This window comes from Paenochrobactrum gallinarii (genome assembly GCF_014205685.1).
GTDB classification, from domain to species: Bacteria; Pseudomonadota; Alphaproteobacteria; order Rhizobiales; family Rhizobiaceae; genus Paenochrobactrum; species Paenochrobactrum gallinarii.
On record NZ_JACIIU010000001.1, the window covers coordinates 495,985 to 515,490 of the forward strand.

The following is a 19,506-nucleotide window of genomic DNA, read 5'->3' on the forward strand; positions in this document are numbered from 1 at the left end:
AGACAAATAGAACCTGTATGGAACCATTTAGCAAGAGCAGTTTTCATTTTTAACAAGTCAGATAATCAATTGCGCTTTTAGTGCCTCACCTTTTTCGCTCAAACTATAAAAACTGCGTTGGGTGCGCTCATCCCGGCGGCTAATTGTCAAAAAACCGTCTTCCGCTGCCAGATTGGCAAGCTCCCGCAGCACCAGCGCATGTTCTATTTCAAAAAGCCGCGCAAATGTGCGGCTGTCATGCGCAGCATCCAGCAGCAATGCCGCCACGATACCCGCGCCCAGACGCGTTAAAGGCAGGCCTTTTGCCTCGATTGATTCAACCAGCTCAACAAAATACCGAGTTAAATCAGATAGTTGAATCGTGTCAAAAATTTCTGTCGGGATTGCCTCGTGCTCGCTCATGCGGCAAGCTTTGTTTTTTTACGGAATGTCACGATCACCGATTTAGATGTCGGCGTATAACTTTCATCACCAAAACTCACCAATGGCACCAGCACGTTCATTTCCGGATAATAACCAGCCACACAGCCGCGCGGAATATCATAAGGCACGAAGCGGAAATTTTCAGCCACCCGTTCAATGCCATCATCAAACTGGCCGATAATATCGGCTCTGTCACCGGCTTCCACGCCTATTTCTGCCATATCAGCCGGATTGACAAACACCACCTGACGCTCGCCATAAACGCCGCGATAGCGATCATCCATACCGTAAATGGTGGTATTATACTGGTCATGGCTGCGGAAGGTTTGCAACACGGAGTGGCCTGCAACACCACGCGCCTGCTGGTGTTCCACTGCCTCCGGCATCGCACCCGTCCAGAAAGTGGCTTTGCCGCTTGGCGTCTTCCATTCGCGCTCCGCTGCACTGTTGCGCAAATGGAAGCCACGCGGCACCCGCACCCGTTTATTAAAATCATAAAAATCGGGCAGAACCCGCTCGATATGATCGCGGATCAGATCATAATCATCGGCCAATTCCAGCCAATTGACCGGTTTGGCTCCCAAAGTGGCATTGGCAATACCGGCAACAATGGCGATTTCCGAGCGCAGTAATTTTGACGCCGGTTGATTGATACCACCGGAGCCATGCACCATGCTCATGGAATCCTCGACCGTTACAATCTGAGCCACACCCTTGGAGTTCATATCAATTTCGGTGCGCCCCAGACATGGCAGAATATAAGATTTTTTGCCCGGCAAAAGATGCGAATGATTAAGCTTGGTGGCCACATGTACGGTCAGATCCAGACCGCTCAATGCTTTGGCAATCACCGGACTATCCGGCGTGGCGCGGGCGAAATTACCACCCAGACCAATGAAAACTTTAGCGCTGCCATCCAGCATGGCGCCAATCGCGCCCAGCACATTATGACCTTCCACGCGCGGCACTTCAAAATCAAATTCACGCTCCAAGGCATCAAGAAACGCTTGCGACGGTTTTTCATTAATACCGACAGTGCGATCTCCCTGCACATTGGAATGGCCGCGCACCGGACAAAGACCGGCACCCTCCCGCCCGATATGCCCGCGCAACATCATGAAATTGGTAATCTCACGGATGGTAATCACCGAATGGCGATGCTGGGTAATTCCCATTGCCCATGTCGTAATGACATTACGGGAACGGAGATAAATCTGAGCGGCATTTTCAAGCTGCGCCCTCATCAGGCCGGACTGATCTTCAATCGCCTCCCAACTGGTCGCCTCTACTGCTGCACGATAAGCTGCAAATTCAACCGTATGCTTGCTCAAAAACGCATGATCCAGCACGGATTTTTCACCCCGCGCCAATGCAGCATCATCGACAGCAAAAACCGCTTTTGACATGCCGCGAAATGCGGCCAGATCGCCACCTAAGCGCGGTTGCAGATAATCGCTGGCAATCGCTTCACTGCCACCGGTAATCATTTCCAGCTTGTTTTGCGGATCGGCAAATCTCTCAAGCCCGCGTTCGCGCACCGGATTAAGCACCACAATATGCGCCCCTCGTTCAGCAGCACGGCGCAAATCAGCAAGCATACGCGGATGATTGGTGCCCGGATTTTGGCCGACCACAAAAATAGCATCCGCCTTTTCAAAATCCTCCAGCAAGACCGTGCCTTTGCCCACACCGATCGATTGTTTCAGCGCAACGCCGCTGGCCTCATGGCACATATTAGAGCAATCAGGAAAATTATTAGTGCCATAGGCACGCACAAATAATTGATAAAGAAAAGCCGCCTCATTGGAGGCACGGCCAGATGTGTAAAACTCGGCGCGATGCGCGCTATCAAGCGCCGCTAAAGTCGCGCCGATTTCGGCAAAAGCCTCATCCCAGTCAATCGCTTCATATTGATCCGTCTGCGTATTATAACGCATCGGATGGGTCAAGCGGCCGGTATGTTCCAGATCATAATCCGTCCAGCCCCGCAATTCGCTGACTGTATGGGTTGCAAAAAACTTTGGTGTGGTGCGTCGTCCCGTGGCTTCCCACGCAACCGCCTTCACGCCATTTTCGCAAAATTCAAATGAAGAGCCATGTTCCGGATCGCCCCAAGCACAGCCCGGACAGTCAAAGCCATTGGGCTGATTGGCTTTCAGCATGGTACGGACATTGGTAAGAGCAGCACCACTTTGCAAGATTTGCTTGCCTGAGCTTTTAAGCGCACCCCATCCGCCAGCCGCTTTGGAAGCCTTGCCGATAAAGTCGGTTTTGCCGTTGCATTTGCTCATGCTCTTCCCTCTTTATACGTCCCGCCCGGCTATTACTCTGCCAATTATTATCTTCATTGAATAGTAGTTTATCCACCTTGGCAATTAATGCTATCCATGTTTCTCTAAAGACTATTTTAGAAAAAGGGATAGATACTATGGGGCAAATACTGGAAATCGCAGACCTGAAAGAACTTGCCCGCCGGCGGGTTCCGAAAATGTTTTTTGATTATGCGGATTCCGGCGCTTTTACCCAATCGACCTATCAGGCCAATGAAGACGACTTCAAAAAGATAAAGCTGCGCCAGCGCGTGCTGGTCGATATGACCAACCGCTCACTTGAAACCACCATGATTGGCGAAAAAGTGGCAATGCCGGTGGCACTTGCGCCAACCGGCCTCACCGGCATGCAACATGCCGATGGTGAAATGCTGGCAGCCCAGGCAGCAGAGGCTTTTGGTGTGCCGTTTACCCTTTCCACCATGAGCGTTTGCTCGATTGAGGACGTGGCATCGGTTACCACCAAGCCATTTTGGTTTCAGCTTTATGTGATGCGTGACCGCGACTTTGTTAAAAGTCTGATTGAACGCGCTAAAGCGGCGAAATGCTCGGCGCTTGTGCTAACGCTTGATTTGCAGATTTTAGGCCAGCGCCACAAAGATTTGCGTAACGGCCTTTCCACTCCACCTAAATTTACCCCGCATCACATCTGGCAAATGGCAACACGCCCTGGTTGGTGTGTTAAAATGCTCGGCACTAAGCGCCGCACCTTCCGCAATATTGCCGGACATGCCAAAAACGTCACCGACCTTTCCTCACTGGCAGTCTGGACAGCCGAACAGTTTGACCCGCAGCTCAATTGGAATGATGTTGAGTGGATCAAAGAGCAATGGGGCGGCAAGCTAATCCTCAAAGGCATTTTGGATGCGGAAGATGCCCGTATGGCCGCTAAAACCGGTGCTGATGCGATTGTTGTTTCCAATCACGGCGGCAGACAATTGGATGGTGCCTGCTCATCCATTTCCATGCTGCCGAAAATTGTTGATGCCGTTGGCCACCAGATTGAAATTCACATGGATGGCGGTATTCGTTCCGGTCAGGATGTGCTGAAAGCACGCGCACTTGGTGCCCGCAGCACTTTTATCGGCCGGCCTTTTCTGTATGGCCTTGGTGCCATGGGCAAAGAAGGCGTGACCAAAGCGCTTGAGATTATCCGCAATGAGCTGGATATCAGCATGGCACTTTGCGGCAAGCGCGATATTGAAACCATTGATCGCTCAATTTTGCAGGTTAACCCGTGGGAGTAAGCGGCTTTTCATCACGTACGCTGCTGGCTCGGCGCTTTCGACAGCAAAACAGTGCGGATGGAAAAACTGGAATGAATACGCGCCACACCCGGTAAGCGTGACAAGATTTCCTTATGGATGATTTCATAGGCGGCGGCATTTTCTGCCTCCGCCCGCAAAATATAATCAGCATCGCCCGTCATCAAATAACATTCCTGAATTTCAGGATGACGGCGCACCGCTTCTTCAAAACGATTGAGATATTCCTCCGTTTGCCGGTCAAGCGTAATACGCACAATCGCCACCAGACGCTCATCACCATCAGTGGAACCGACAATCGCCGTATAGCCGCGAATGACGCCTGATTGCTCTAAAATCTGAACACGGCGCAAACAGGCCGATTGCGACAATCCCACCTCAGCCGCCAGCTGGCTATTGGTCATGCGCCCGTCACGGCGCAGGCTGCGAATGATATTACGGTCGATACTATCCAGAGACGGCATGTATAATCTTCCATTAAAAGATGAAAAACACCTGAATTCGAACTATAAATCGCACAATATTCGAAAGATAGCAAAGATATTCGAACGATCTTCGACTAGCATAATGTTACAAGTAAAATTTACTGCTGTTCTGTCAGGGTCATGATTGATGTCACTTTCTAAAATGCAGCTTACCACTACTGAACATGATCTGGCTGCAGGCGGTATCCTGACAATCAGCCTGAAGGCATTGCGCCATAATTATCAGGCTGTTGCCAAGCAAATTGCACCGACACGCGCAGCTGCTGTGGTGAAGGCCGATTCTTATGGCTTGGGTGCTGATAAAGTCGCACCTGCCTTTTATCAGGCCGGTTGCCGCGACTTTTTCGTGGCGCATCTGGGCGAAGCCCTTAAGCTGCGCCCATTGCTTGCAGATGATGCCACACTCTATGTGCTCAACGGTTTGCAGCCACAGACCGAAGAAACTTGCGCCGATGCGCAAATTATTCCGGTGCTCAATTCGCTGGAACAGCTAACCAACTGGCAAAAACTTGCCATCAAGCGCGGCGTCACATTGCCTGCTTTGTTGCAGGTTGATACCGGCATGGCGCGTCTGGGGCTCTCGCATGAAGAGCTTGACCATTTAGCTGATCATCTTGATCTGCTGGATCACCTCGACATCAAGTTCATCATCAGCCATCTGGCTGTCGGTGACGAATTTAATAATGCTTTTAACACCAAGCAGCTTGAAACCATGCAGGCAGCCATTGCCCGCCTGCCAAAAATGCCGGTGGCTTTTGCCAATTCCGGCGGTTGCTTTCAGGATAAAAGCTTCCACTACAATCTGGCGCGTCCGGGTGTGGTTTTATATGGTGTCGGCCCTGATCTGCCCAACCATCCGATTTTGCCGGTTGCGGAGCTTTCCGCCCGTGTCATTCAGGTGCGCAATGTGCCTCAGGGCACTCCGGTTGGCTATGGCTGCACCTATGTGACACCAAAACCAATGCGCATTGCCACGATTGCCGTTGGTTATGCCGATGGCTGGTTCCGTAGTTTAAGCAATAAAGGTTCGGCCTTTTATGGTGACACACGCTTACCAATCGTCGGCCGTGTGTCGATGGACAGCATAACACTCGATGTGACCGATCTGCCCGAAGGCACTTTGAAACTCGGCAGTCTGGTCGAGCTGATCGGCCCGCATCAATCATTACAAGATGTCGCGCGTGATTGTGATACGATCCCTTATGAAATTCTGACAGCTCTGGGGCGCCGCTATCAACGTATCTATGTCGATTAAGCGCCCGATAACCGCATTTAAACAGTTAAAATTATAAGCAATAAAGGGGTCATCCCATGAAAGTTACTATTTTAGGCAGCGGCGTTGTTGGTGTTTCCACCGCCTATTATCTTGCTAAAGCCGGTCATGAAGTGACTGTAATTGACCGCGAAACCGGCCCTGCTTTGGAAACCAGTTTTGCCAATGCCGGTCAGATTTCACCGGGCTATGCATCCCCGTGGGCTGCACCGGGCATTCCGTTCAAAGCTGCCAAATGGCTGTTTATGAAACATGCGCCGCTGATCATCCGCCCGACAGCTGATCCGTTCCAGTACACATGGCTGTTGTCGATGCTCGCCAACTGCACAGGCGGCCGTTATGCGGTTAACAAAACCCGCATGGTGCGCATTGCTGAATATAGCCGTGACTGCCTCATTCAGCTGCGCGCTGATACCGGCATTGAATATGATCACCGCACACAGGGCACATTGCAGCTTTTCCGTGAACAGTCCCAGCTTGATGCCATCGGCAAAGATGTGGAAGTTTTGCGCAAAGACGGCGTACCGTTTGAAGTGCTTGACCGTGAAGGCTGTGCACAGGCTGAGCCAAGTCTGGCACGCGTTAAAGACAAATATGTCGGCGGTTTGCGTTTGCCAAATGACGAAACCGGTGACTGCTTCAAATTCACCAATGAGCTGGCTAAAATCTGCGAAAGCTTGGGCGTCAAATTCCAATATGGCGTCAATATCAAGTCCTTCCTGAAGTCCGGCGACCGCGTCACTGCTGTTGAAACCGATCAGGGCAACATCACCAGCGACCGTTTTGTCGTGGCACTGGGCAGCTATACCCGTGCAATGGTTAAAAGCCTCGGCCTCAATGCTCCGATCTATCCGGTAAAAGGCTATTCGCTGACCCTGCCGATTATCAATGAAGACAATGCACCGGTTTCTACCATTCTGGATGAAAGCTATAAGATCGCGATCACCCGCCTTGGTGACCGCATCCGCGTTGGCGGCATGGCAGAATTGTCCGGCTTCAGCAAAGACCTGCCAGCCAATCGTCGTGCAACCTTGGAATTGTCCGTCACCGACCTCTTCCCGGGCGGCGGCGATGTGCAGGCAGCCACCTATTGGTCTGGCCTTCGCCCGATGACACCGGATTCAACCCCGATTATCGGCGCCACACGCTATGACAATGTCTATATCAACTCCGGCCATGGTACACTGGGCTGGACAATGGGTGCAGGTTCCGGCCGCGCGCTGGCCGACATGATCTCCGGCGTTAAACCGGAAATCGACATGAGTGATATCGGTATTTCTCGTTACGGCTGATTTTACAAAAGCCCGTGATGAATCACTTTATGAACATCACGGGCTTAAATTATTGATTACTAAAATAAAGATCAGAAACTTGGTGGTGTGCAAGCGCTCACCACTTCGCAGGGCACCGGCCCCACACAGCGAAAACGATGCGGTAGCTTACTGTCAAAATAATAAGCATCCCCGGGCCCCAGAATGCGCCGCTCATCGCCAACTGTCACTTCAATGCGGCCAGAGATCACAATCCCCCCCTCTTCGCCCTCATGCACCAGCATGACCTTGCCCGTATCAGCCCCCGGCTCATAGCGCTCTTTGAGCAGTTGCAGCGCACGGTTAAAGAGATTTTCTCCCACCTGCCGATAGGAAATAGGCCCGCGCCCGATTTCCACCAGCTCATTGGCCTGGTAGAAAACTGTCTGCGGCACATCCGGTTCAAGGGCAAAAAATTCCGCCATACCGATGGGAATACCATCGAGAATTCTTTTCAGCGCCCCAACTGACGGATTACTCTGATTGGCCTCAATCAGCGAGATGGTGGAATTGGTGACACCGGCACGTTTTGCCAGCTCTCTTTGCGAGAGATTCTGTCGCATTCTGAGGGTGCGCAAACGCCCGCCAATATCCATATTCACAGCACTTCTCCTCCGATTACTGTTACTGATGTTGAATATATCAAACATTCATGAATTTGCACATGTTTTTTCAATGACTTAGCCTTTTGCAGAAAAGGACTTGTTGCGGCTCAGAAAGCATGAATATGATAGTGCCTGAAAGAGGAGATCGCTATGCAGACCAAAAACAATGCCCCAAGCCTTGATAATTTCTGGATGCCGTTTACGGCCAACCGCCAGTTTAAGGCATCCCCGCGTATTCTCGCAGGCGCTTCGGGTGTTTATTATACCGATATTGACGGCAATCAGGTTCTCGACGGAACCGCCGGTCTGTGGTGCTGTAATGCCGGCCACGGCCGTAAGCGCATTACTGAAGCCGTTGAGCGCCAGCTGTCCACCATGGACTTCGCGCCAACCTTCCAGATGGGTCATAATATTGCTTTCGACTTTGCTGAAAAACTGGCAGCGATTGCACCGGGCAAAGGCAACAAGAAGCTTGACCGCGTTTTCTTCACCGGTTCCGGTTCTGAATCCGTTGATACCGCACTGAAAATCGCTATCGCTTACCAGCGCGCTATTGGTCAGGGCACCCGTACCCGCATCATCGGCCGCGAAAAAGGCTATCATGGTGTAGGCTTCGGCGGTATTTCCGTTGGTGGTCTCGTCAACAACCGTCGCGTATTCCCGCAGATCCCTGCCGATCATATGCGCCACACCCTCGACATTGAGCGCAACGCTTTTTCCAAAGGCTTGCCGGCTCATGGTATCGAACTGGCGGAAGATCTGGAACGTCTGGTTCAGCTGCATGGTGCAGAAACCATTGCTGCCGTTATCGTTGAGCCTATGTCCGGTTCTGCCGGTGTTATTCTCCCTCCCAAGGGCTATCTGGAACGTCTGCGCGCAATTGCCGATAAATACGGCATCCTGCTGATCTTTGATGAAGTCATCACCGGCTTCGGACGTCTCGGAACGCCTTTTGCTGTTGATTATTTTGGCGTTGAGCCTGATCTGATCACCACTGCAAAAGGTCTGACCAACGGCGCCATCCCTATGGGTGCTGTCTTTGCAACCCGTCAGGTTTATGATGGTCTGATGACCGGCCCGGAAAACGCCATTGAGCTCTTCCACGGCTACACCTATTCCGGCCATCCGGTTGCCTCCGCTGCCGGTATTGCAACGCTGGAAATCTATGCTGAAGAAGGCCTGCTCACCCGCGCAGCTTCACTGGCCGATCATTGGCAGGAAGCATTGCATTCCCTTAAAGATCTGCCGCATGTCATCGATATCCGCAATATCGGTCTTGTTGGTGCAATTGAGCTTTCATCGCGTCCCGATGCTGTCGGCAGCCGCGCTTATGATGTCTTTGTTGATTGCTTCCACAAGGGCCTGCTCATCCGCGTCACCGGTGACACCATTGCATTGTCACCGCCACTGACCATCGAAAAAGAGCAGATCGACACCATCGTTTCGACCATTGCTGACGCATTGAAGCGCGTTGCATAAGCCAAACTAAACAAACAAAAAGCCGCGGAAAATATCTTCCGCGGCTTTTTTATTCCATTCAGCAAAAATCAGATTTTGCGATAACGCACATGACGCAAACTTAAATTTTGCGATAATTCAAATTATGCACATTTAAATTTTGCGATAATTCAAATTATGCGCCAGCCAGCAACCAACACGGATACCGGCAATATTGCCTTGCGTGTCGCGCTGAAATACAAGCGTCCAATCCCCCGGTGCAGGCGCATCCATTGATCGTTGGCATGGCAGCAGCCATACATCACCACCCGCATAATAAACCGGTTGCATGTTGCTTTTGCCCAAGAAGCCTTCAAACCCTGCGTAAAAAGCAGTACCGACTTTTTCGACCACCACGGCTGCATCCAGCTCACCGCAATAATAACGGCCGCAAATATTCGGTGTTTCCGCTTTCACAAGCTTCTGACAGCTCAGCACCAATTTCTCGGCATCACGGCGCAGATGCACAATGTCACCATCGCGCTTCAGACTGGTCAGACCATTGGTCGCTTCCGTATCGCTCACCACACGCACTATTTCCGCTGATGTACCAAGACGGCATTTCATCTGACCTTCGGAAGCTTTCGACAGCGTGATCGACAGGCCGGTGCGCTCATCCAGATAATCACCATACCATGCTGCATCAACATCAACTGGTGCAGTATCATTTGCGGCCTTCACCTCACCCAATGCCACGCGCATCAGATCAAGGCAGGCGCCATAAGCACTGCTTTCATGATTGAAGAGAATGATGGCCGACAGACGCGCGTCCTGACTATGAAAACGCTGGCAACGCCAACCATTCAACGCACCGCCATGCCCGCTCAGTCGATATTGGCCTGCATCAGCATATTTCAAACCCATCGTATAAGGGCTGGCACTGCCATCGGCAAAAGACTGCGGACGTGACAAGCGGCGATAAATGCCGTTTTCATCATCGCGGGTTTTATCAATGAAAACTTCCCACGCGATCATGTCTTCAAGTGAAGCCACCATACCGGCATCCCCGCTCCAATGAATGCGGTTATTAGCCGGTTTGAAACCAGTGACAATATCACCAACATAGCCAACACAATCGGTAAAAGTGCCGGTATTCGGGCGTAATTCTGCGCTTGGCATTTTTGCCGGTTCAAAAATCCGTTCCCGCATCAGATCAATCAGCGAGCGGCCGGTATGTTGCTCGATCAGTTCGTCAACAATACGGAAATTGCCGTTATTATAGGAATATTCAGTACCGTGCAAAAACTGCACATGCTGCATGCGCTTTAACAATTTGCGCGCATCATCCGGCAAAAACTCACCTTCAGGGTCAGCTCCGCACAATACTGTCAGCGCCCAATAATCACGCAAACCGGACTGGTTGTTGCACAGCTCACGCACTGTCGGCAGTTCGTCTTTAAAATCATGGAAGAATTTGGCAAAAGCGGCATCCAGCACTTCCGGCTCACCAATAGCATCCAGCAAGGTGGCGCAGGTAAACTGTTTTGTCACCGAGCAGATAGCAAAGCGTGTATCCGGCTTGATTTCACGGCGCGATGCCAGATCCGCATAGCCCCAGCATTGCTTCAAAACAACTTCGCCATCCTGAATAACCGCAACCGCACCGCCCGGTCCTTTATAAAGATCCGGCAACGAGTTGACGTATTTTTCGATTTCAACAAGATGTTTCAAAGCAGGTGATTGGTGGCGGGACATAATGTTCACTTCTTCTGGTTCGTCAGACATCGGCATAATTTCAAAACAATCACTAATTCGGCTTACGCATAGCATCATGACACTTGGTCATAAATTTCAAGCTATGCGGCGGCGCTCAGCTGTGCTGAAATCATGATAATCAAATCAGACCTTTGGTAGCCTAAATCCAAAGCAGTTACGAGTTAAAAACGGGAACAAACATCATGACAGATCAGGCACATCAACGCACCGGTGGGCAATTGCTGGTGGACGCCCTCACCCATCAGGGTGTGGAGCGCATTTTCTGCGTTCCGGGTGAAAGTTATCTGGCTGTTTTAGATGCGCTGCATGATAAACAAGACGAAATAGACCTCATTGTCTGCCGTCAGGAAGGAGGCGCTGCCTATATGGCGGAAGCCTATGGCAAAATGACCGGAAAACCGGGCATCTGCTTTGTCACCCGTGGCCCCGGTGCCACCAATGCTTCCATCGGCGTGCATACGGCCTTTCAAGATTCCACCCCGATGATTCTCTTTATCGGGCAGGTTGCCAGCGATCAGGTCGAGCGCGAAGCCTTTCAGGAAATTGATTATCGCCGCATGTTCGGTCAAATGGCCAAATGGGTGGTGCAAATTGATGATCCGGCACGCATTCCTGAACTTGTAAGCCAAGCCTTTCATCGCGCACTCAATGGTCGTCCGGGCCCTGTCGTCGTTGCATTGCCGGAAGATATGCTGACCTCACTTGCTGTAGCTCAAGATGTGCCAGCCGCGCGACAAGTGGAAATTCATGCAGCCCCCTCGCAATTGCAGGAAATGCTTGACCATTTAAACCAAGCCAAGCGGCCAATGCTGATTGCCGGCGGTGGTGGTTGGAATGCAGAAGCTGTCGCCCATTTGCAGCAATTTACCGAACATATGCATATACCCGTGGCAGCCTCTTTCCGCTGTCAGGATTTATTCAATAATTTGCATCCGCTTTATGCCGGTGATCTTGGCACGGCTGTCGCCCCCCAACTGGCGGAAAGCATCCGGCAAGCCGATCTTTTGCTGGTGGTTGGTGCGCGGCTTGGTGAAATGACCACCCAAGGCTATGCTTTGGTGGAAGCCCCAGTGCCAAATCAAAAACTGATCCATATCCATGCCGGTGCCGAAGAGCTTGGCCGCGTTTATTATCCGACACTAGGCATCAATGCCAGCATGCCGGCCTTTTGTCGCGAAGCAGCAAAACTTGGCCCCGTTCACAATCCGCCATGGCAGGACTGGACACAAAAACTGCGTCAGGATTTCCTCAGTCACATCCAGACACCCACCATTCCCGGTGGTGTGCAGATGGGCGAAATTATGGACTGGCTGAAAACCCATGTGAAAGCCGATACGATCATCACCAATGGTGCGGGAAATTATTCCTCATGGGTGCATCGTTTTTATCAATATAGCCAGTTCCGCACCCAGCTTGCCCCCACCAACGGCTCAATGGGCTATGGCGTTCCGGCGGCAATAGCTGCCAAGTTACAATATCCTGAACGCATGGTTTTAGGTTTTGCCGGTGACGGCTGTTTTCTGATGAATGGTCAGGAACTGGCAACGGCTGCACAATATGGTGCCAATGTTATTTTCATCGTCATCAATAATGGCATGTATGGCACCATCCGCATGCATCAGGAGCGCACCTATCCCGCACGAATTTCGGGCACTGGCTTGCAAAATCCGGATTTTGCCGCTCTTGCCCGCGCTTATCACTGCCATGCAGAGCTGGTTGAGCACACTGAAGATTTCGCACCTGCTTTCGAGCGTTGCGAAAAAGCAGGCAAACCATCGCTGATTGAAATCCGTATTGATCCCGAAGCCCTCTCCCCTAAAATGACTTTAAGCCAGATGCGGGAACAGGGTTTTGCCAAACAAAAATAACGGCAAATGACCGCTCAAAGCCCTGATCAACATCAGGGCTTTTTTGTCTGATTCACTGCTTAAAAAATGCATCACACAATAAATGACAAACTAATCCTGAAATCCCGATTTTCCGGTGAAACAATCACTGCGCCCTTAGTCTTAGTAGAATATTTTTCCTTGTTTAACGACAAATTACAGTGAATTATCAAATATAATTCAAAGTGAGGGGAAGTTTAAACCCTTTGCAGAGATCGTTAGAAATTAATACTCGTCAAAGGGCAAAAAATGACACAAAACATCTCGCGCAGAAACAGCCTCAAAGCAATTTTGTTTGCAGCCACCGCATTCAGCATTGGTCTTGCTCCCCTCGCAGTGCAGGCACAAGATGCCGTAAAAGTCGGCATCATGGGCGGTGAAGATGAATCCGTCTGGAAAGTTGTTGTCGAAGAAGCTGCGAAAAAAGGCCTCAAAGTTGAGACCGTTATTTTCAACGATTACAACCAGCCAAACGAAGCGCTGGATCGGAAAGAAATCGACGCGAACTCCTTCCAGCACACCCCGTTTCTGGATGCACAAATCCAGCAGCACGGCTATAAAATCAGCGTTGCTGGCTACACCGCCGTTTGGCCGATAGGTATTTATTCTCACAAGCTGAAATCGCTTGATGAAGTTAAAGAAGGCGCAGTTATCGGCGTGCCGAATGACCCGTCCAATGAAGGCCGTGCGCTGCGCGTTCTTGAAGCACACGGTATCATCAAGCTGAAGCCGGATGCAGGCGTGCTTGCCACCCCGATCGACATCATTGAAAATCCTAAAAATGTCGACATCAAAGAGCTTGATGCCGGTGTTGTCGGCCGCGCTATTGATGATCTTGATATCGCCATCGTTAACAATGACTGGGCCGCTAAAGCCGGTCTTGAGCCAAAAGATGCGATTGGCTGGGAAAGCCGCGAGAACAACCCTTACAATAACTTCATCGCTGTGCGCACCGATGATCTGGAAAAAGATTGGGTGAAGACACTTGTCAGCTCGTTCCAGAATGACGCTGTAAAGGCCGAGCTTGACCGCGCCTATAAAGGCACCGGTATTCCTGCCTGGGAATAAGCCTTTTAAAGCCGTAAACAGACCGCGCCATCCTTTTGGCGCGGTTGCTTTTTGAGCATATTTCTATAATCAGAAAAGATTGCAAACTATCTGATACCGCCCAGACATCTGCTAAAGATGCCATTATTAAGAGAGACATCAGACCGTGCCCACTGAGCCAGACGCTGCTAATATTGTCGAATTAGAAAACGTATCACGGTTTTTTGGCACGACACCTGCAATTAACGGCATATCGTTAAATGTTAAGCGGGGTGAAATTTTAGGCATTATCGGCCGCAGTGGCGCCGGTAAATCAACGCTTATCCGCTGCATCAACGGCTTGGAAAAGCCCAATAGCGGCTCCATCCGCATTGAAGGCCGCGAGATTTCCAATTTAACCGAGAGCCAGTTGCAGCCGGTGCGCCGCCGTGTCGGCATGGTGTTTCAGCATTTCAATCTGCTTTCGGCAAAAACCATTGAAGACAATATTGCCTTACCGCTCAAAATTGCCGGTCAAAAGCCGGAGCAGCGCAAAAAGCGCGTGGCGGAATTGCTTGATCTTGTCGATTTAGCTGACAAAGCAAAACATTATCCTTCGCAATTATCCGGTGGCCAAAAGCAGCGCATCGGCATTGCCCGCGCGCTGGCCGCAGAGCCTGCCCTGCTTCTCTCCGATGAGGCCACATCCGCGCTTGATCCGGAAACCACTCAGTCCATTCTGGAATTGTTGAAGAATATCAACAAACAGCTTGGCCTGACCATTTTACTGATTACCCACGAGATGGATGTCATCCGCCGCATTGCTGACCGCGTTATTGTGCTTGATAAAGGCGAAATCGCCGAGCAAGGGTCGGTTTGGCAGGTTTTTGCCCGTCCTTCCGCGCCAACCACACAAAGCCTGTTGCAAGTGCTGACACCGCAATTGCCGGAAGCAATCGCCAACCGCCTGTCTTCCCATGTGCAAGATGATGCCGTGGTTCGGGTGAAAATTTCCGGTGAAGCTGCTAAGCGGCCGCTTTTCAATGATCTGACCTATGCCACCGGTGTGACCGCGCATTTGCTGCATGGCAGCATGGATACGATCCAAAACCAGCCAATCGGCACATTATTCTTACAAATTTCAGCCAAAGACCAAAGCCGCCTGAAAGCTGCAATTGATTATCTGACCCAAAATTCAGACGCAACGGAGGTGCTTGGTTATGTCTCAGGCGATGCTTAATCTTCTCTGGCGCTCCTTCTGGGAAACCATCCTGATGACCGGCATGTCAAGCCTGATATCACTGGTCATCGGCCTGCCGCTTGCCATCATCATGGTGATGACCGAGCGCGGCGGACTGGCACCCAACCGCACCATTAATATGATACTCGGTGCCTTCATCAACGGCTTCCGCTCTGTGCCTTTCATCATTTTGCTGGTAGCGCTCATTCCGCTCACCCGCATGATCGTCGGCACCGCTATCGGCACATGGGCATCTATTGTGCCGCTTTCTATCGCCGCCATTCCTTATTATGCACGTATTGCAGAAGTATCTTTGCGTGAGGTAGATAACGGCCTGATTGAAGCTGCCCGCTCAATGGGTGCCAATCGCTGGACGATTATCCGCGATGTGCTGGTGCCGGAAGCCCTGCCAAGTATTGTCTCCGGCTTTACCGTTACCATCATCACGCTGATCGGCGCTTCCGCAATGGCGGGTGCGATTGGAGCCGGTGGCTTGGGTGATCTTGCCATCCGCTATGGTTATCAACGCTTTGAAACCACTGTCATGATTGCCGTTGTGGCTATTCTCATCGTGCTTGTCTGCGGCATTCAATGGATTGGCGACCGCATCACTGCCCATGTGGACAAACGCAATATGAAAGCCTGACCGGCTTAAAATTCAAGACAATAAAAAAGCCGCGGAAAATAGTTTCCGCGGCTTTTTTATATTCAATTATTTTAACCAGCCCGTTAACGGGTGCGCGCCAGACCATCTTTGGCAGGCTTATAATTCGGATCAAGCTGTACGGCACGCATATAGGACTTCGACGCCTTATCGCGCTCACCACGCTGCTCATAAACCAGCGCCTGATTAGCCCAGCTTTCCGCCAGTCGATTATCAAGATTAATGGCTGCGTTAAAATCATCAAATGCATTGTCATAATCGCCAAGGGCGACATAAGAAATGCCACGGCCATTATAAGGTTCAGGCGCGGTTGATTGCAGTGACAACGCGGTTGAGAAATCTTCAATTGCCTGCTTATGCTGACCACGCGCCTGATAAATCAAACCGCGATTGTGATAGGCACGGCCATTGGTGGTGTCTTGTTCAATCGCACGGTTGAAATCCGCCATCGCCTGATCCAGACGACCTGCCAAGCGATAAACATTACCGCGCCCGATATAGGCTGCGTCATATTGCGGATTAATCTGCAAGGCACGGCTATAATCCGCAATCGCCTTGGCATTATCGCCCATATAGCGATAGATCAGCGCGCGATTGGAATAGGCCTGATAAAAATTCGGATTAAGCTGCAAAGCCGTGTCAAAATCCTTCAAAGCATCCTTGTATCGCCCTGCCTTACCATAGGCAGAACCACGCACATTATAGCCTTGCGGATCACGCGGATTGGCCTGAATAACAGCCGTCAGCGAGCCGATATTCTGCGATGAAGCCTGTGCCAGATCCACAGTGGTCAAACCACTATTGCCAGTGCCCTGACAACCAGCCAACAGCATCGACATGAGCCCGAGTGCCGTCAGAGTTTGAAACGAATATGAACGGACAGCATGGCGCAAGCCAGCCTGATAAGGTGCTTCAGATCGCTGTCCCAATTCGGCATGTCCTTTCAATTCAAGACGTATAAAGCGGTCGTGTTTTAAACAAAACCACCACCACACGGCCATTAAAATCCGGTCAATCACCGCCAATATGCTCCCGCTATATTGCCCGTGATTTTTACTAAGCTTAGGTTAGTTTAACTTGAGCGCTCTGACAATGCAGAAGCGACAAGAAAGCATGTCAGGACATCTGATGCTGGCTTATATGCAACTATAAAAGCTGAGCAAATAAACAGCAGACATGCAAAAAGGTGGCAGCGATTAACATCACTCCACCTTTTACAAAGTCTTTAAGCTTTTCACATCAACCATCATTAAAGTCGGTTCATGTTTATCTTTAAAGCGGCAAATTTAAACAAATCTGCCAAACCACATGCTAACGAGGCATATGAATTATAAAGATATTAGCGGGCAGCTACGCGGCCGCCGCCTACAAGACCTTCACGCTGTGCGCGCTTACGAGCCAGCTTACGAGCGCGGCGAACGGCTTCTGCCTTTTCGCGAGCACGCTTTTCTGAAGGTTTTTCATAATGACCGCGCATTTTCATTTCGCGGAAAATACCTTCGCGCTGCATCTTTTTCTTGAGAGCGCGGAGAGCCTGATCAACATTGTTATCGCGGACGAGTACCTGCACGTGTAATCCCGTTTCGGTTAGAATTTCGTTATAGCCTGAGCCTCAGGGGTCTTTAAAACATTCACTGATAATGAAATTATCAAAACGCCCAAAGGCACCCAAGCTTCGCAACGGTCTACCGCTGCAAATTGGTGTTGGCTAATAACAGAATGGCGCAGCCCTGTCCACATCCCACAAGAGATTTCCTGCATTTGGGCGTATTTTCTTCAAAAATCAGCGATTAAACCCATTTTTAACAAACAGATTCAGCCTGTCATTAGCGTATTGTTCACCGAAATCTACGATAAGCCACTGTCATATCAGTTTCAAGAATCATCCTAAAAAGCGCGGCGATTCTTAAAAACACTCGTTTATCATGATCGGGTCGGCACAGTTTCTTCACAATCACACTTTATCCGGCAGTGCTTCAACTGCTGTTTCATCCTTATCTCTTGGCCTCTAGGTTCAATTCACCTCACCATGAACATTCAAAAACGTTTGGTCGTCCAGTTCACAGGCTATGAAGGCCTCCATGCAAAAGCCATTCGCGGGCGCCATATTCAGGCTGTGAATGACTTCGATAAACTTTGGCAAGTCAAATCAACCATTGGCCCGATTAGTCGTGCAAGTGATTTTACCTCTGCCATGCATGTGACTTGCAAGGCGAAGAACTGGCAGACGGAAACTGAATTTTGCCAATTCAGTTCAGCCGAAATTTACGATCATTATGCAGAGCGCAATACCCTCACCCGCATTGTCACCGGCTTTCGTGCTTTTGCCAATATTGTGCTGACCGGCACACTCTATCGCTATGCCTGTAATAGCTGGCGCTTTGTGCTGTTTTTCCTGTGGCCGTTTTTACTCTCTGCTGCTCTCATTGCCATCACCGGCCTGATTGCTGCCGCACCATTGATTACCGGATTTTCAAGTTTACATCTTTTATGGTCGGTGCCGCTGAGCCTGATAATCGCAAGCGTTCTCATTCGCCACCCTGGCGAAAAGGTTTTCTTTTCTTATTTGCTGGATGATTGGGCTGCTGCCTATGACCGCATCAAATCCAAGAGCCCGCTAATGCAAGCGCAGCGCAAAGATTTTGCTGATACACTGACCAGCAAGCTTGATCAAACTGACGCGCAGGAAGTGATTATCTTTGCGCACAGCCTTGGCTCTGTGCAAGCCATAGAAGCACTGGCAGATGTTTGGCGTGAGCGCCCTGACTTATTACGTAAAACACCCGTATCGCTGCTGATAACCGGCTCCTGCCTGCTAATGATCGCTCTTCATCCGCGTGCAAAAAAATTGCGCGAAGATGTTCGCCTCATCATGGAAGAAAGTCCGGTTATATGGACTGAAATTCAGGTACTGACCGATATTATTCATTTTTACGGATCAAATCCGGCGAAAGCACTTAAAATCAATCCGCGCCAAAAAACGCTTATTCACAAGATGCGGTTTAAACATATGCATAGCGAAAAACGCTATCAGCGCGCGAAGGGTAATTTCTTTCGCATGCACCTGCTCTACTTAAAAGGCGCGCAGATCAAAAACTTCTATGATCCGGGCATGATGCTGCACGGGCCATTCTCATTGCAATATCTGGTCTCAGAACAGTGGGGGCAACCTGCCCCCATCGAACTTATTGCAGCAAGTGAGGCTTAATCCTCAGCCTCATCAATCCTCAGGAGGTGTGACAACCGCAATGGTCAGCCATGTGGCGGTGAGCGCCGGTTTAATCGAGCCTTCCACTTCCAAAGTCACTTCATAGTGATTAACCACGCGACCGGACGGGCGAATATCAGCATCAGCCAGTTTGAAACGAGCACGCACCCGCGCGCCGGATTTAACCGGTGTCATGAAGCGCACTTTATCAAAACCGTAATTGATACCCATGGTAGCGCCTTCGATCATCGGCAGCGCTTCATAAGCGAGGGTCGAAAGAAGCGACAAGGTCAAAAAGCCATGGGCAATTGTACCGCCAAACGGGGTTTCTGCTGCCTTAACCGGATCGACATGGATAAACTGGTGATCATCAGTTGCATCGGCAAACTGGTTGATCATTTCCTGCGTCACGACGCGCCATTCGGAACAACCAATTTCAGTACCGATAGCCTCACGTACCTGATCCAGCGTAATTGCGTCTTTCATAGAACTATCTATCCAACTTAACTGATGATGAATCGACTTTTAATCATTTGCCGATTATTGAACACTAGACTTAATCAGCAAGACAACCACAA

General features: G+C 50.4%; 17 protein-coding genes. 9 read left to right on the forward strand and 8 right to left on the reverse strand.

The window, feature by feature from the left end; genetic code table 11:
* Positions 1-57: 57 nt before the first annotated feature.
* Together FHS77_RS02335 and FHS77_RS02340 are read right to left on the reverse strand one after the other, a co-directional pair.
* Positions 58-402 carry a hypothetical protein gene (locus FHS77_RS02335; protein WP_246431192.1) on the reverse strand — a complete coding sequence of 115 codons (345 nt, stop codon included), beginning with the start codon at positions 400-402 and terminating at the stop codon, positions 58-60.
* Entirely contained in the window at positions 399-2,714 is a 2,316-nt protein-coding gene (locus tag FHS77_RS02340; RefSeq protein ID WP_184219386.1) for an FdhF/YdeP family oxidoreductase, read from the reverse strand. Before FHS77_RS02340 ends, FHS77_RS02335 begins: the two co-directional genes overlap by 4 nt.
* 137 nt (positions 2,715-2,851) lie before the next feature.
* On the opposite strand from FHS77_RS02340, the gene FHS77_RS02345 reads away from it, so the two are divergent.
* Complete coding sequence (locus FHS77_RS02345) at positions 2,852-4,000, forward strand: alpha-hydroxy acid oxidase (RefSeq protein WP_184219389.1); 1,149 nt, start codon at positions 2,852-2,854, stop codon at positions 3,998-4,000.
* 11 nt (positions 4,001-4,011) lie between these two features.
* Here FHS77_RS02345 and FHS77_RS02350 read toward each other — a convergent pair whose 3' ends face one another.
* Entirely contained in the window at positions 4,012-4,482 is a 471-nt protein-coding gene (locus tag FHS77_RS02350; protein WP_184219392.1) for an Lrp/AsnC family transcriptional regulator, read from the reverse strand.
* Positions 4,483-4,630: 148 nt separating this feature from the next.
* On the opposite strand from FHS77_RS02350, the gene alr reads away from it, so the two are divergent.
* Both alr and FHS77_RS02360 read left to right on the forward strand, forming a co-directional pair.
* Positions 4,631-5,758 carry an alanine racemase gene (gene alr / locus FHS77_RS02355; protein ID WP_184219395.1) on the forward strand — a complete coding sequence of 376 codons (1,128 nt, stop codon included), beginning with the start codon at positions 4,631-4,633 and terminating at the stop codon, positions 5,756-5,758.
* A 56-nt stretch (positions 5,759-5,814) separates the two neighbouring features.
* Positions 5,815-7,068 (forward strand): D-amino acid dehydrogenase, encoded by a 1,254-nt coding sequence (locus FHS77_RS02360; protein WP_184219398.1) that lies wholly within the window; start codon positions 5,815-5,817, stop codon positions 7,066-7,068.
* Between the two features lie 71 nt (positions 7,069-7,139).
* Here FHS77_RS02360 and FHS77_RS02365 read toward each other — a convergent pair whose 3' ends face one another.
* On the reverse strand, positions 7,140-7,688 hold the full coding sequence (locus FHS77_RS02365; RefSeq protein WP_184219401.1) for a cupin domain-containing protein: 549 nt from the start codon (positions 7,686-7,688) through the stop codon (positions 7,140-7,142).
* A 153-nt stretch (positions 7,689-7,841) separates the two neighbouring features.
* On the opposite strand from FHS77_RS02365, the gene aptA reads away from it, so the two are divergent.
* Positions 7,842-9,170 carry an omega-aminotransferase AptA gene (aptA, locus tag FHS77_RS02370; RefSeq protein WP_184219404.1) on the forward strand — a complete coding sequence of 443 codons (1,329 nt, stop codon included), beginning with the start codon at positions 7,842-7,844 and terminating at the stop codon, positions 9,168-9,170.
* A 132-nt stretch (positions 9,171-9,302) separates the two neighbouring features.
* Here the strand turns inward: aptA and FHS77_RS02375 are convergent, their stop codons facing one another.
* Positions 9,303-10,883: a D-aminopeptidase gene (locus FHS77_RS02375; protein WP_184219659.1), complete on the reverse strand. Its 1,581-nt coding sequence runs from the start codon at positions 10,881-10,883 to the stop codon at positions 9,303-9,305.
* 203 nt (positions 10,884-11,086) lie between these two features.
* Between FHS77_RS02375 and FHS77_RS02380 the strand changes: the two genes are divergently transcribed.
* From FHS77_RS02380 to FHS77_RS02395, 4 genes are all read left to right on the forward strand, one after another.
* A complete protein-coding gene (locus tag FHS77_RS02380) occupies positions 11,087-12,772 on the forward strand; it encodes a thiamine pyrophosphate-binding protein (RefSeq protein ID WP_184219407.1) in 1,686 nt (561 codons plus the stop codon).
* A gap of 267 nt (positions 12,773-13,039) precedes the next feature.
* Positions 13,040-13,858, forward strand: coding sequence for a MetQ/NlpA family ABC transporter substrate-binding protein (locus FHS77_RS02385; protein ID WP_184219409.1), 819 nt, complete (start codon positions 13,040-13,042; stop codon positions 13,856-13,858).
* A gap of 145 nt (positions 13,859-14,003) precedes the next feature.
* Positions 14,004-15,056, forward strand: a complete 1,053-nt coding sequence (locus FHS77_RS02390) for an ATP-binding cassette domain-containing protein (protein ID WP_184219412.1) — start codon at positions 14,004-14,006, stop codon at positions 15,054-15,056.
* Positions 15,037-15,702, forward strand: coding sequence for a methionine ABC transporter permease (locus tag FHS77_RS02395; protein ID WP_184219415.1), 666 nt, complete (start codon positions 15,037-15,039; stop codon positions 15,700-15,702). Before FHS77_RS02390 ends, FHS77_RS02395 begins: the two co-directional genes overlap by 20 nt.
* Before the next feature lie 83 nt (positions 15,703-15,785).
* Here FHS77_RS02395 and FHS77_RS02400 read toward each other — a convergent pair whose 3' ends face one another.
* A complete protein-coding gene (locus FHS77_RS02400; RefSeq protein WP_374786189.1) occupies positions 15,786-16,649 on the reverse strand; it encodes a tetratricopeptide repeat protein in 864 nt (287 codons plus the stop codon).
* 410 nt (positions 16,650-17,059) lie between these two features.
* On the reverse strand, positions 17,060-17,290 hold the full coding sequence (gene rpsU, locus FHS77_RS02405; protein WP_022712514.1) for a 30S ribosomal protein S21: 231 nt from the start codon (positions 17,288-17,290) through the stop codon (positions 17,060-17,062).
* A 459-nt stretch (positions 17,291-17,749) separates the two neighbouring features.
* Between rpsU and FHS77_RS02410 the strand changes: the two genes are divergently transcribed.
* Positions 17,750-18,928, forward strand: coding sequence for an alpha/beta hydrolase (locus FHS77_RS02410; RefSeq protein WP_184219417.1), 1,179 nt, complete (start codon positions 17,750-17,752; stop codon positions 18,926-18,928).
* Between the two features lie 12 nt (positions 18,929-18,940).
* Here FHS77_RS02410 and FHS77_RS02415 read toward each other — a convergent pair whose 3' ends face one another.
* Positions 18,941-19,414: a MaoC family dehydratase gene (locus tag FHS77_RS02415; RefSeq protein WP_184219420.1), complete on the reverse strand. Its 474-nt coding sequence runs from the start codon at positions 19,412-19,414 to the stop codon at positions 18,941-18,943.
* Between the last annotated feature and the right edge of the window lie 92 nt (positions 19,415-19,506).

Coding starts and splice junctions, on each gene's coding strand:
- FHS77_RS02335 (WP_246431192.1), bottom strand. CDS start 402: ATGAGCGAGCACGAGGCAATCCCGACAGAAATTTTTGACACGATTCAA.
- FHS77_RS02340 (WP_184219386.1), bottom strand. CDS start 2,714: ATGAGCAAATGCAACGGCAAAACCGACTTTATCGGCAAGGCTTCCAAA.
- FHS77_RS02345 (WP_184219389.1), top strand. CDS start 2,852: ATGGGGCAAATACTGGAAATCGCAGACCTGAAAGAACTTGCCCGCCGG.
- FHS77_RS02350 (WP_184219392.1), bottom strand. CDS start 4,482: ATGCCGTCTCTGGATAGTATCGACCGTAATATCATTCGCAGCCTGCGC.
- alr (WP_184219395.1), top strand. CDS start 4,631: ATGTCACTTTCTAAAATGCAGCTTACCACTACTGAACATGATCTGGCT.
- FHS77_RS02360 (WP_184219398.1), top strand. CDS start 5,815: ATGAAAGTTACTATTTTAGGCAGCGGCGTTGTTGGTGTTTCCACCGCC.
- aptA (WP_184219404.1), top strand. CDS start 7,842: ATGCAGACCAAAAACAATGCCCCAAGCCTTGATAATTTCTGGATGCCG.
- FHS77_RS02375 (WP_184219659.1), bottom strand. CDS start 10,883: ATGTCCCGCCACCAATCACCTGCTTTGAAACATCTTGTTGAAATCGAA.
- FHS77_RS02380 (WP_184219407.1), top strand. CDS start 11,087: ATGACAGATCAGGCACATCAACGCACCGGTGGGCAATTGCTGGTGGAC.
- FHS77_RS02385 (WP_184219409.1), top strand. CDS start 13,040: ATGACACAAAACATCTCGCGCAGAAACAGCCTCAAAGCAATTTTGTTT.
- FHS77_RS02395 (WP_184219415.1), top strand. CDS start 15,037: ATGTCTCAGGCGATGCTTAATCTTCTCTGGCGCTCCTTCTGGGAAACC.
- FHS77_RS02410 (WP_184219417.1), top strand. CDS start 17,750: ATGAACATTCAAAAACGTTTGGTCGTCCAGTTCACAGGCTATGAAGGC.
- FHS77_RS02415 (WP_184219420.1), bottom strand. CDS start 19,414: ATGAAAGACGCAATTACGCTGGATCAGGTACGTGAGGCTATCGGTACT.